Raw genomic sequence first — 13,834 nt, 5'->3', positions numbered from 1 at the left:
ACTATTTCACGGTTATTTTTAGCGGATTAGCTACTATTTTTGCCTGTTTTTCCAGTATGTTATCCCAGTCCTGCAGAGTTGATACCACGCCACTTTTTTGCCATGCAAAACCGGCATAATACACTACTTTATCGGCAGGCTGCTGTACTACCAGCAGGTTACTTTGGTCTTTAACAGGTGATTTTCGTACAAAGGCACTATCGGTCTGTGCAGGTGCCATTACCAAACCTTCGCCCACAAAAGCATCGTCAATTTGTTCCCAATGGCGGTACCAGCCTTGCTTAGCATTAAGCTTAGCATCGCCTTTGTTTTCGTGCAGCGTTATGCCCACGGTGTAATTTGGCAATGGCTTTTGAGCTTTTAGCGTTACTTCAAATTTTGAAAACTGCGAACCTAAATCAAGCGATACACGTTTTGTTTCAGTAACCCCATACGGGCTCCAGGCGCCATACTGCAATTCAAACACCGTACGCAGCGGCCCTACAGCTATCGTTTTGTATGAAACATAATTTTCAGATACATACAGGCTGTCTTTATCCCATATACCCGAACCGCCTGTACCTCGGCTGTTGCCCACATGGTATGGGTCGTACCCCTCACCATGGTCTATATGGTAATATCCCGGAGCCTTTACATGCTCGCTGTACCACTTGTTTATAACAGGCTTATCAGTACGTTTTAACCATATATCTACCCCGCTGGATAATGTACTTCCAGGTACTCCGGCAAGGGCCTCCTTTTGGCCGGTAGGCCCATATACCCTAAAAGCCACCTTATCATTCTCCCAAGTGTAATCATCGGTACGTTCGGGTACAAAACGCGAGTAAGCAGATACACTACTTTCCGGTACAGCAATACTGCCATCTGCTACAATAGCATATTCCGTATGGCTTTTGGCGGCAACATCGGCCTGAAATAACAGTTCGTCATTTTTACCGTCACCGTTGTAGTCTATCCATTGAAACGGTACGCCCACATCCCCCTTTTTTACACGGATATCCTTTTCGTTTGCTTTGGTTAAAAGCGAAGACAGCTCTTTTATATCTATCGAAACCACTTCCTTACGGTTAAAATCAAGGTTGTTTTCTACCGCAACCAAAAGTGTTTTTTTTCCGGTACCACATGATGAAAGCATGGCAAATGGCAAAACCATAAAACCATATTTCAGCATTGTTATATTTTTCATAATCATTATATTTTTATACTCACTTGTTGATACTCCATAGCAGGTAAATCAAATGTCACAGTGCTGTTTTTTTTGTCAAAACGTCCTTTGTAAACCTTACCCGTAGCATCGGTTAGTGTCGCATTTTTCACTTTTTTGTCCACTTTTATCGAAAACATTGCCGGGACATCGGCCCCATAAAACATACCCTGGGCAGACTGTTGTACAGCCATACTACCCGTTTGTGTAGCTGCTATGCTGTATGTACCGTTTGTAATCTGTGTACCGTTGCCAAGAAACAGTGTTATGTACTCACCTATCTTAGTTATGATGCCATAAGTCCCCGTTACAGAAAGCGCCTTATTGGTAAATTCACTTATTTGGGTATTTGTAAAAATGAAATCCTCACGCCCGGCAGTGGTAGTAACATGTATACCTGCCTGCTCGCCTGTACTAAAATAATCTACCGAAGCAATGTTGCTTTTTCCGTTTTCGGCAGGTTCATATACCGCCACAAACGGGCGTTTCCAGGCTTCACCATTTTGTTTTACAACCAATGTAGGGATGGGTAAATTGTTCAGTTCTTCCGGTAACGGGCCGTGCCTGAAAGCGGTAGACTTGGGCGACAGCACAGAAAAGACTTCACGTTCAGGCTGCCCCTGAAACCACAGGTTCATAGTTACGGTACGGTCTTTCATCTCCAGTGAGAAAATACCTTTAAAATCAGTATCAGTAACAACCGATTTTTTGTTCCACATATAATCATAGGCCGACTGGTCGCCGTTACCAAATGCAAGCGCATCGGTATCGGTAAGTTTTAGCGGTGTATTGTCCTTACTAAAAAGCTCCAATTTCTGCCCCAGGTTGTGGTAAAAGTATTCGTGCTTGGCATTATTTCCTGTGTTTTGTGCCGAACGGAAAATATCAACATAATAGCCACCGCCGGGCAGTTGCACAATACCCATTACACGCCTTTGGTTTGAGTTGGTTTCCGGTTCAAGGAATGTAAGGTCAGAAAACGTATAGCCAGGCATAACACCTTTGTTAACACCGCTTGAAGGGTAAGAAGCTACTTTTTCAAAAGCATGGTTGCTTTTCATTTCAGGATACTTCGACCTGCCGTTTACAGATACGGTATTGTGTGCCGGAAACTGCGTATAATATTCAGCATACTCTGTGGAAAAATAGCTGGATCCATGTCCCATTTCAGGTGCCAGCGGCAACCCTTTACCGTATAGTTCCATAGCTATGCCGTTACTGTGCATGTGGTTGCCGTAAGAACCTATCTGGCTTATCATGAGCCCGTTTTGGGCATCACCCTGTCGCTGTACCAGCCAGCTTACCCTTGGGGAATAAAATAACGGTGACGTAAAATCGTTTACAGTGCCGGGTTTAACGGTGTCCTCTAACACAAGCCCTTCATGCTCAAACAAATCCTGTAATGAGGTACCTTTTACTTCTCCCGATTGCATCTCTACGTCGTACAATGTTTTAAGCATTTTGGTAAAGTATACCTCATCTTCTTTTTTGCCGTATTTCTGTGCATTATGTATCAGGTATTTTACGGGCTCTGGGCGTAGTTTACTATAATGCCCGTCGCCAAAGGCCACCATATATTTATTAGGATACAGGTATTGCGCCGTAGCCTTGGCTGCCCGGGTAAGCACCGGAATGTCTTTAAGCAAATCAATGTCGAAGTTACGGTCATAAAACGCCGCAAACTCCATAAAGTCATTCAGTACATTTAACGAATATCCGGGGCTCTCATTCCAAATGGCATTTTCAGGGTCGTAACCATAGTCCATGAGCTTGCGCATGCTCCACTGCCTCACCGAATTTTGGTTCATTATCTGGTCAAGGTAATACTGCGCCCCTTTACCACTTTTATAAATCTTATCATTTTCAAGCACCAATGCTATTTTTGAAATATGGGCGGCTTCCAGCAGGTTCCAGTTATTAAAACTTACCCCGTTTTTTATTATGAGGTCGGCCCATTTTTGCAAAGTAACCGCATACAAATCCAGGCTGCCGGCATGGTGTTTACTGATGTAACCGTATAGAAAATCATAACATTGTGCCACATCGTTAATAATATGTTCCTGTATTACCTCAAATGACGTGTAGCCTACAATGGTTATGTTGTGTCCCCTGTTAATGTCTTGCGGTACTTCTCGGTAGTAAAGCCCTTTTAAATAAGTATCTAATACACCATAAGCCATATCGGCATATTTTTTCTCTCCGGTATACCAGTATAAAAATGCAGCATCACGTGCTATACCCATTACTTTTCGGTTAATACCCTCCACGATGCCACTGGTTTTAGAAATAGCTACCCATTCCCACTGCCCCTGGTGCCGTTTGCTTTCCAGATACAGCCCGCGAGGATCATCCATAAAAGGTTTTACATCTTCAAGCTTCGGTGTAAGGTAATCGGTTTGCCCTCCACGCGAGCCTGGAAACTTTATAGTAGGCTCGGGAGCATGACCTTCTGCATGGTCATACGTACCTCCATTTATGTACACATCCGTAGATTTTTCAGACCAATACATTTGCAGGCGTGATTTTAGCCAGGTATTATCTTTATTGTAATAAGAAATATAAATGTCTGTCCTCTCTCTGGTTTTCCTGATAATTTCTTTAGCCCATGCATTGTCGCGCTCCATTTCCTGTAATTTGATTACAGACATATCCTTACCGAAAATCCTGGGATGCTGGGTGCCAACATTCTCCGGTATAATAAAAGATTGCCCATAGCTACAAAGGCTTATTAGTAAAAACGGTATGTATAGTAAAGTTCTTAAATTCATAATCTATGTTTTCTGATTAAGGCGGCCACCTGTGAACAATTGCAGGTAACCGCCGCTTAATCAAACTAAACCCTATTTTAACATCACAAATAATTCATATTTACAGTTTGCATTACCTACGGCAGTTGCTAAACATTTTTAACAACTGCACCTGTAAGTAACTACCAAACTCTCTATTTTTAACTATTTCGGGCTAAGCCAAAATGCTGCGCCTCCCGAAGCAGTAAGCTTTACACTGCGTTTTTTCCCCTGTTTTATTTTATCACGGCTTACCCTCACCTTAGTTTTAGATACAGCCGTTTTATCATCTTCATACGCCGAAAGGCTATAGGTTTTATTTTTTGATAAAAAGTCAAAAGTAATTTCAACCTCCCGGGCATTGTTATTAGTCATTACCCCTACAAACCAGTCATCACCCTTTCTACGGGCCACAGCTATATATTCACCGGGCTTCCCTTGTAATACCCTTGTTTCATCCCAGGTGGTAGGGAGTTTGTCAAAAAATTCTATTTCAGGCTCATTCTTATAATCAGAAGCCTTGTCATACCAAAACAGTGTTTGTACGGGGCTGTACATTACCACGCCAAGCGCCAGCTGGTGGGCATGGGTTGTTTTTATGCGGTTTGTATAATAGCATATCGTATAATCACCTGCCCCTGCAAGGCCACGTGTAAAGGGTAAGGTAACGTTATGTGTGGCATCGGGCATTTCTTCATTACCGCGTATTCCTTCAACAGAGAGCATGTTAGGCCAGGTGCGTTCTTCGCCGGTTAGCCTGAACTCATCGTGTATGTTTACCATAAGCCCATTATCGGCCGCACGCTGCACCGACTCATGCAGCCACGTAGTCCATCGGTGTGAACCTACTTCTACAAAACCGTATTTTACACCTGCTATACCCCATTTTTTATAAATAGGGAATATCTCAAAATCTTGTTTTAACAGTGCCTGCTGGTTTACATACAGCCAAATGCCAACACCTTTTTCTTTCCCATAGCGTATTACTTCGGGCAGGTCCAGGTCTATGGCTACCTTGCCGGCATTGCTGTCAAATGTAAAGGCCGGGCCATACCATTTCCAGTCAAAAAGTACGTATTGTATATTGTGTACCGCAGCAAAATCAATCCATTCCTTAGCGCCTTTTTCAGTAAGGGTAAGGTCACGTACTATTTTGCCCGGTTTTATATAAGAGGTATCGGTAAGCTTAGACGGGTCATTAAGATTCTGGAAGATAAAATTGTTTTCAATAAGCCTGCCCGGTTGTTCACCCACCAGCACCACCCGCCATGGGGTACCGAAATAAGGCACTTTATCAACGCTTTCATACAAAAGGGTTTTAATAGTGTTCGGCTTTTCAGCCAATGTAAAACGTGTTTTCACAAAATCTACACGCTGTGCCTCAGCTATAGCGGCAAAAAGCCCATTTGGTAATTCCAGTGTAAGAGGGCCTTCACTTTCTGAAGGCCAGTTTTTTAGCGGCATTTTCGTAAATGCTCCCTGTGCCCATGGCTCAAACCATGCCTGGGTACCTTCAGGGAATGAAAATTCGGTATTATCGGCTGTTATACGGTAATAGATACCGGTAGGGTTATCCGGAAAATAATAGCGTAACGCCATCCCTTCATTATAAAGCCGTATTTCAATCTCCATCTTGTATTTCGAACTGGCTTGCTGTTCAAATTGCAGGGTGATATTGTTATAACGGTCTTTTATAAGGCTGCGTTCACCATAAAGCGGTACCCATGTAGTATCTTTTTCAGTACGCAATACATTTTTCAGCTGGAGCCTCTGCATCCAGTCAGCTCCCGGTCTTTCCTTAATACCCAGCGCCCATTCACTCCAGTGGTTGTCCAGTTGAATATTTAGCTCTGAAGCAGTTACAACAGTCTTGCCCTTATATGTAAGGCTATAAAAAATCCCTGTACTCCCGTTGCTGTATACAGTACATTCTATATTATTATCGGGCGATACAATACGCTCGCTAAACTGCTGTGAGAAGCTTTTAAAGCCCATTAATAACAGTAATAAAAACAGTATACCCTTATTTTTTAATATCATTACCCGTGAAAAAAATTAGTTTACGAAAAGGTTTTCAATGTTATAAAAAATAGTTGTGGCCCTATATAAATTATACCCATTTGATATAAATTATCGCCCATAAAAGGCTTAAAAGGGCCACAACCACAATTATATGCAGTAAATGCTATGCTATTAACGGCTGTACAGCAATGTACCGAAGCCAAGGTCGTCAAAGCCACCGCTGTTCGGGCCGTAGTCGCCACCGCCACCTTCTGAAGTATGCATATCTGCAGCCATTTTTGTATAGCGTGCCGTATGGCCTTCCTTTGTAATGTAATGGCTGCGTATACGCTCCCATATCGGCCTTATATTACCCCTCGAAGCATCGTTGGCCACTGTTGTATGTGTTACATTAGCACAGTTTGTATAGGTTGTAAACGGTACATCAAGGTATGCATAGTTGTATTTTGCCAAATACTCAGCCCCTTTTAATATCATGTTGTCATTATACCCCCAGATGTCCTCACCCTGGTTACCGGCAGTCTGGGCAATAGTCCCCATAAGCCCTATACACAAAAGGGCATGTCCCTGGTCGCGGCCACTTTCCTGTATTTGTCCAAGGGCGATATCATCATTAGCCGATTTAGGGTGGATATTGTTTATGGCCTTAAGTAACTGGCCATTACCATTTCCATTCATAAGGTAATTAATAGCGAACGTATACATGGGCACATCATCTGTAAGTACAGCAATGGACATTATACTGGCAATGTTACACAAATCCCAGTTGGCCCAGTAATGTGATATACAGGTATTATAATGCGTATCTAAAAAGTTTTTACTTACAGGGTACCATACATTTTTCATCCAGAGCTTAAAGGTGTTGAAATCAGCCGAAGCCCAGCCCGGATAATCCCTCATAAGCTCGGCAGCATTCGCAAACTGGTAACCGTATAAACCGGCACCAAGCGCCTTATTAGAATTGCCGATAATGGAAGTACACGTGGCAGCCCACGCATTCAAAATCTGGATGGCCTTATTGGCGTTGGCCGTATTGCCGGTTACTTTCCATACAATCGCGTTCTGGTAAGCTGCTGCGGCATCATTAAATGCGGTAGAATAGTTATCCGGTTGTGGCACCTCTGTAGAATTACCTCCCCTGATTAAGGTAACAACGGGCCCCTGCATCGTATAATTTGCCGATGCATGGCTGTTGTTAATCAGTTTTTGCCAACCCGAAAGCCATGGTTGTGCCCCTGCGTCTACTTTAGCTTTTATCCTGGTAAAATCTGCTTCGGTATGCAGCAGGCCCGGGTGCGAAAACACCTTATTTGCCGGTACGGTTACAGGTACAATCTCCGTACTACCCGTTTCTTCTGATGCTTTTGGTACACCATAATCAAAGGTACAGCCCATAGAGATACTTACTACGGCCGCTATCAGTGTAAATATTTTATTTCTTTTCATAATGTTACTGGTTCATATATTCCTCTAATTTCTCAACTGATTCAAACGTACCAATCCAGTCTATCTCATAACCCGTTTCCGCCGATGTAATGTCGGCAATCTTAAACTGCCAGGTGGCCTTAGTCACCGTAGGGTCAGAGAAATGGGTGCTTAAATTATAATAATATACATTTTGCGAAGCATACGTATTGTTCTGGCTGTTGCTCGGCAGGCCACCGCCGCTCATATCAAGGATAAAATTGCCGGTAGAAGGCTTTGTGAATTTTATGGCCAGTATGGGAAAGTTACTGGTATATGTCCATGGGTCTTTCGGCTGGCCCAGCAATGCATTATTAATTACAAACTGCAAATCTGCACGGCGCTTAGATGTACCGTTAAACTGTGCGGGGTCAAACGTTACCACCATTTTGCCATTGGTTATCTGGTACGAAGAATTTTGTACCGAAATCCATTGTATATCTGTCGGGTCGTTAAACTCAAACAGGTACTTACCCGGAGGATAGGCATCAAGGTATAAAAACTCAGGGCCGGTTACACTCTGTAAACCAATATTAACCGTCAGGGCACCCGTTACCCCGCCTTCAGGGACAACTACCGTAATTTCGGTATCGGTAACACTTACCACTTCAGCTTCAATACCGGTTTGAAAAATCACGCTTACAGCGTTGGCATCTGTGCCAAAATTTGTACCCTGTATCATTATCTCCTCTCCCGGCATAGCTTCAGCAGGTGATAATGCCGTTATGGTAGCGCCCGGCAGGTATTCAAAATTATTGGGCGTAACTATGGTATGAGTCCATACTTTTACGGTTATAGGACCGGTAGTAGCACCTTGTGGAGCCCTTACTACAATTTGTGTGTCACTATAGCTCACAATATCAGTAGCAGGTACACCATTAAAGTATATTTTGGCTGCCTCTTCGTATTCACCAAAATTGGTACCGGTAATGGTAACAGCGGCACTTGGCGGCCCCGCTTGTGGGCTGAAGCCTGTAACGGTAATTTCCGGATAGGTTACAAGTGATTCGCCCTCATAATCCTTTTCCATATCGCTGCACGAACTTTGTATAACGGCAACCAACACAAGCAGGCAAACCGCAAGGATGCTATATAATTTAGTGTTTTTCATAATAACATTTTTAAGTGGTTAGTAACCCGGATTTTGCTTTAGGTTATTGTTAAGCTGTATCTGCGATAAGGGTACAGGGAACAGGTAGTGTTGGCGTGCAAAATTCCTGTTTGATGACGGGTCCAGCAGTAATGCGCTGAGTGTACCATCGCCGGTAACTACAGGCGCCTGCCCATAAGGATAATTATTAGGTGTATATAAAGCAGTATTGTTCTGATAGATACTGCCTTCTATAACCGATCCCTGTACCGGTGTGTTAAGCTCGGTCTCTGCGATGCCCCAACGTTTAAGGTCATCAAAACGGGTATTTTCACCAAATAGCTCCACAGCACGTTCACGCCTTATTTCCTGTAGTATATTAAGGTTATTTGCAGATGCAAATGCATTGGTTAAAGCCGGAAGGCCTGCCCTGGCACGTGTCTTGTTTACAGACTCATCCAGTTGTGCATCGGTAACTGCACCGTTAAGCTCATACAACGCCTCTGCATATATAAGATATACTTCGGCAAGCCTTATCTGCGGGTAATCAGCAGATTCTGTATTGGCCGCCCTGTACGTACCATAGTTGTATGCCCTGAACTTCCTGTTGCTGTAACCTGAACCGCTATCGGCCCCGGGGCCTAATAGTGTAGCCTGTCCGTTTGCCGGTGCAAGGTCAGTAGTAGGGTTGGCAAAGTAGGACAACAACCTGTAATCGCGGTTTTGGTATTCATCCGGCGTATTGGCATACCCAAGGAACAGAGGAGACTGTGCTATGGGTAACCCATCTATAGACAGGAACATATCCATAAATTTCCTGCTTGGCGACATGCGTGTGCTTACGGTATGGCTAAGGTTAACACCACCCTGATACAAATTATAGTCATATTTGCTGGATAGAATAAACTCCTTATTGGTACTTTTATCAAGGCTTGCCGGGTTAGACCCGCTGTCTTCCAGGTTAAACAGGTAATACATACTCCTGTTGTTTAGCACGCTATTGTAGTTCCACAACTCATATCCGCCGTTATCCATAACGTCTTTGGCAAGGGTAACAGCTTCCTGAAGATAAGCCTGTACGTTACTTCCGGCTCCTGCGCTACCGGCTCCTGAAGCCAAACCATCTCCATCGGTAGTATTGCCTACATATTTTTCCCAGGTAGCTTCATAAAGCAATACACGTGCTTTAAAGGCTTCGGCAGCCCATTTGCTAATGTGGCCCTTATCAGAAGCTCCTATATTTTGGTCTACCGGTAAGTTAGGTATGGCATCGTTTAAGTCCTGTAATATTTGTGCCATAACCTCATACCTGCTGTTCCTTGGCCCGTAAAGTACCGGCGAATTTACATCTACTACAGTGGTTACTATAGGTACCCCCCCGTAGCGTTTAAGCAGGAAAAAGTGGTGCCACGCCCTGAAGAATTTTGCAGCAGCAACATATTCTGCGATTTCGGCCTGGTTACCGCTGTATTCGGTAGCTTTTTGCAGCAGGATGTTGTTTCCCCTAATGTACTTATAAGCATTAGTCCAGTAAATATCGGTACTACCTACTGTTACCACTCCCCTGCCATACGGCTGCGGGAGTGAAATAAGGTCTGAACCAAAATCCATAAAATCATAAATATTGCTGCCATTTACAGGTCTCCAGCTGATCATCTTGTTGTAAAAATCATTGGACGCAGCTTCAAAATGGGCAGGGGTCTTAAAATAAGCTGCTTCTGTGATAGAATCCTGAGGATCCAGGTCTAAGAAATCATCCTGGCACGATAGCAGCATAAATGCTGACAGGACAAGTGATATTGATATTTTTTTCATAGTCTTTTTTTTAGAAGGTAACGTTAAGTCCTAATGACCAGGTCCTGGTGTACGGATAAATTGTATTAGAGCTCTCGCCAAATTCAGGGTCGTAGCCGTCTTTAACCTTTGTAAATTCAAACAGGTCGTTGCCGGAGAAATACAGCCTGACTTTTGGTATCGTATAATCTGCAACCTTAAGGTCTGAAAGTGTATAGCCCACAACAAGTGATTTTAGCCTTATATAGCGGTTATTTTGCAGGGCAAAGTCATTATTGGCCCAGTTCCACTTGGCACGGTCTACGTTAGCTGTCATACGCGGATAAGCCGCATTAGGGTTTTCTTCCGTCCATGTTTTGCCTATGTAAGCAGCAGTCTGGTTAGTGTAAATTGTAGCAAAGGGATAGGCAAGGTAACCTGTACGCTGCACGTTTTGCTCCAATACTCCCTGAAAGAATGCCGTAATATCAAAATTACCATACTGCCCGTTAAGGTTAAGCCCATACACATAGTGCGGTGCGGCATCGCCTTTATAAACAAGATCCAACTGGTTTATAACACCATCTCCGTTAGTATCTACTTTAATTATATCTCCGGGGCGTAACCTTGTTTGGTCAGTACCTAATGCCGCCAGGTCACCCTGCCCTCCGTATTGTGCGTAGTACTCATCTACCTGCTGTTCATTCTGGAAGAAACCGGCAGTCTGGTACATGAAATAAGAGTTAATCGGGTAATGCTCTACATTGTAGCTATTGGCAGTTGAATTAAGGCCTGCGCGATACACGTTGGCATTTTTCATAGAGGTAATCTTATTACGGGTATCACTCATATTGGCAGATACACTGTATTTAAACTTACCTATCTCATCACGGTAGCCTATACTCAATTCCCAGCCCTTTACATCAAACTGCCCGGCATTGGTTTTAGGCGCCGTTCCGCCCAGTACATCCGGGTATTGTACGTTTACAAACATGTTAGTATTCCTTGTAGTAAAATAGTCATAATATCCGTAGAGCTTTCCATCAAAGAAACCAAAATCAAAACCATACGTTTTTTTCACCACACGCTCCCATACACGTTGGTTACTGGTTATTGAACTTACCCATGCTGAATTTTGGAAAGCGGGAGTACTGCCAAACAGTGCCGAACCGTTAGAAATAAGCGATACATAATCGTGGTTGCCTATACCCACCTGGTTACCGGTTTCGCCATAAGTGTAGCGTAGTTTTAAAAGGCTTAGCGGCTTTATATTTTTCATAAACTCCTCATTAGTCACCACCCAGCCCGCCTCAAGGCTGCCAAAGTTTGACCATTTGTATCCATCGTCAAATCTTGAAGAACCATCACGCCTTCCTGCTGCCTGAAACAGGTATTTGTTTTTATAATCGTAGGTAAAACGGCCTACGTAAGAGTAAAGCCCCCAGTTACCCGCGCCACCTTTAGCTTCTACAAGTTCAGAAAGCGATCCAAGGTTAAGGTCGTACACACCAAGGTCCTGAAAGCCCCTACGGTAGCCATATAGGGTTTTATCCTGGCTTTTTTCCGCCGTTAAACCGGCCATAGCCGTAATATTATGATCTCCAAACGATTTTGCATAGTTAAGGAAGCCACCATAATTCTGGTAAATAATGTATCTGCTTTGCTCGCGTATAGAAGACTGCGCATTTACCTTTTCCTGAGATAACTCACCAAACCAGGTATATTGTGGTACCGTAATTTGGTACATCTGGTAATTGTTAAAGTCTTTATTATAGGAACTGGTAATTTTAAAGCTAAGGTCTTTTGTAAAATTAAGCGTAGCCCCAAGGTATACTTTTACCTGGTCTACAGCCGTTTTTTCACGGCCGCCATCTACTGTAGCAGCTACAGCATTACGGTTTCCTGCAATATTAAAGTTAGCATACCACTGCCCATAAGGGTTACGTGACGGGAAGAATGGCGGGTCTAATACCACTGAAGATGCATCGAGGCCTGTAGAAGGACTTGACATATCATACTTAAGATACGAAATATTAGATTCAAGCTTCAGCCAATCCGTTACCTTAAAATCATAATTCAGGCGAAGATTGTGTTGTTTCTTGCCGTCGTATGCGGTTTTAAGGGCTCCTACATCTTCTGAATAGCCGTAAGAAAGCCTGTAATTAGTTTTATCTGTGCTACCCGAAAGGCTCGCGGTCTGCATATTACTATACGATGTACCGAACATCTCATCATAACGCGAAGCGTTGCCAAGATATAAATCTCCCCATGCTGCGGTACTATAAATTCCCTGATAGCCCGATTGCATAAGCTCTAAATTTTCCCTGGTTTGCCAATTCCAATAGTTAGGGTATTGCCCATCCTGGTCGGCAGCTTCCAGCCATACCGTACCGTATTGCTGCATATTGGGCATTGGTGGTTTTATCCCAAGGGTATTAATACGCAGGGTGCTGGTAAAGTCTACCGTCATTTTGCCCGAAGCGCCTTTTTTAGTAGTAACCAGGATTACACCATTTGCAGCACGGGAGCCATAGATAGCTGCCGAACCGTCTTTAAGTACCGTGACTGACTGTATATCGTCCGGGTTCATGTTATAAAACGCCTCAAAGTTAATAGCCGGTACACCGTCTATAACCAGCAAGGGGGTTCCCCCGTTTGCCGATGTGGCACCCCTTATCTGCATCGCAATGTTTTCACGCCCGGGCCTTGATGAAGTACGTGTTACCACAAGCCCCGGGGTTTGCCCCTGTAATGCCAGCGCAGGGTTTGTTACCGCCCTGTCCTGAAATGCCTTTGACGTTACGGTTTCTATAGAACCCGTAGCGGTTACTTTCTTTTGCTGGCCGTACCCCACAATAACTACCTCTTCAAGAGTAGTCTGAGAAGGCTTCATTGTAATATTTATTTGGGCTTGCCCGGCCACGGGCACCTCCTGGTCCTGGAACCCTATACCAGTAAATACTAACACGGCATCTGCCGAGCCTATATTAATAGTGTATTTACCATCAATATCAGTAACAGCAGTAGTGTTAGTACCCTTTATTAATACAGATATACCGGGTATACCATATCCGTCCTCTGCTGATAGTACCGTACCGGTAACGGACTGCTGCTGTACCGAAAAATACAGCATTGATTTATCTCTGTTTTCCGCAAACGATTTAGTGAAACAGGAAATAAAAAAAACCATAGCAAAGGTGTATCCCCTTCGTCTGTATGATTTTTTCCCAATAGTTAAGTAATGGTTTACTTTCATTTATTGTTTGGTTTATAGTTTGGGTTATAACTTAATTCATTACGTCTTGGTAGCATAAAAGTCATGTTAGCCGTCCATAATTATCTTTTTACAATATTAATTATACACTTTTTAAACATTTAAAAATAAAACACCGATAATTTTATTAATGCGCACATTATCAGTATACAATGTTAGATAATTTTAAAAAAAACAGCTATAAATTATAGCTCAATCACTATAATTTATAGCCCATTTTA

7 protein-coding genes are annotated in these 13,834 nt (G+C 43.3%); all 7 read right to left on the bottom strand.

What is annotated here, in order from left to right:
• Position 1: 1 nt before the first annotated feature.
• The 7 genes from ACZIX4_RS03805 to ACZIX4_RS03775 all read right to left on the bottom strand — a co-directional run bounded on the left by ACZIX4_RS03805 (position 2) and on the right by ACZIX4_RS03775 (position 13,472).
• The gene (locus ACZIX4_RS03805; protein WP_463334283.1) at positions 2–1,186 is read right to left on the bottom strand and encodes a DUF4861 domain-containing protein; all 1,185 of its coding nucleotides are present in this window, start codon (positions 1,184–1,186) and stop codon (positions 2–4) included.
• 5 nt (positions 1,187–1,191) lie between these two features.
• The gene (locus tag ACZIX4_RS03800; RefSeq protein WP_463334282.1) at positions 1,192–3,972 is read right to left on the bottom strand and encodes a heparinase II/III domain-containing protein; all 2,781 of its coding nucleotides are present in this window, start codon (positions 3,970–3,972) and stop codon (positions 1,192–1,194) included.
• 183 nt (positions 3,973–4,155) lie between these two features.
• Positions 4,156–5,985, bottom strand: a complete 1,830-nt coding sequence (locus ACZIX4_RS03795) for a glycoside hydrolase family 97 protein (RefSeq protein WP_463334281.1) — start codon at positions 5,983–5,985, stop codon at positions 4,156–4,158.
• A 198-nt stretch (positions 5,986–6,183) separates the two neighbouring features.
• Entirely contained in the window at positions 6,184–7,458 is a 1,275-nt protein-coding gene (locus tag ACZIX4_RS03790; RefSeq protein ID WP_463334280.1) for an alginate lyase family protein, read from the bottom strand.
• Positions 7,459–7,462: 4 nt separating this feature from the next.
• Complete coding sequence (locus tag ACZIX4_RS03785; protein WP_463334279.1) at positions 7,463–8,587, bottom strand: IPT/TIG domain-containing protein; 1,125 nt, start codon at positions 8,585–8,587, stop codon at positions 7,463–7,465.
• An 18-nt stretch (positions 8,588–8,605) separates the two neighbouring features.
• Positions 8,606–10,381: a RagB/SusD family nutrient uptake outer membrane protein gene (locus tag ACZIX4_RS03780; protein ID WP_463334278.1), complete on the bottom strand. Its 1,776-nt coding sequence runs from the start codon at positions 10,379–10,381 to the stop codon at positions 8,606–8,608.
• Positions 10,382–10,391: 10 nt separating this feature from the next.
• On the bottom strand, positions 10,392–13,472 hold the full coding sequence (locus ACZIX4_RS03775; RefSeq protein WP_463334277.1) for a SusC/RagA family TonB-linked outer membrane protein: 3,081 nt from the start codon (positions 13,470–13,472) through the stop codon (positions 10,392–10,394).
• Positions 13,473–13,834: the final 362 nt, after the last annotated feature.

It is taken from the genome of Flavobacterium niveum, from assembly GCF_055231775.1.
Note: the sequence above shows the minus strand (reverse complement) of the source record. Positions and strands in the feature narration are given on the sequence as shown.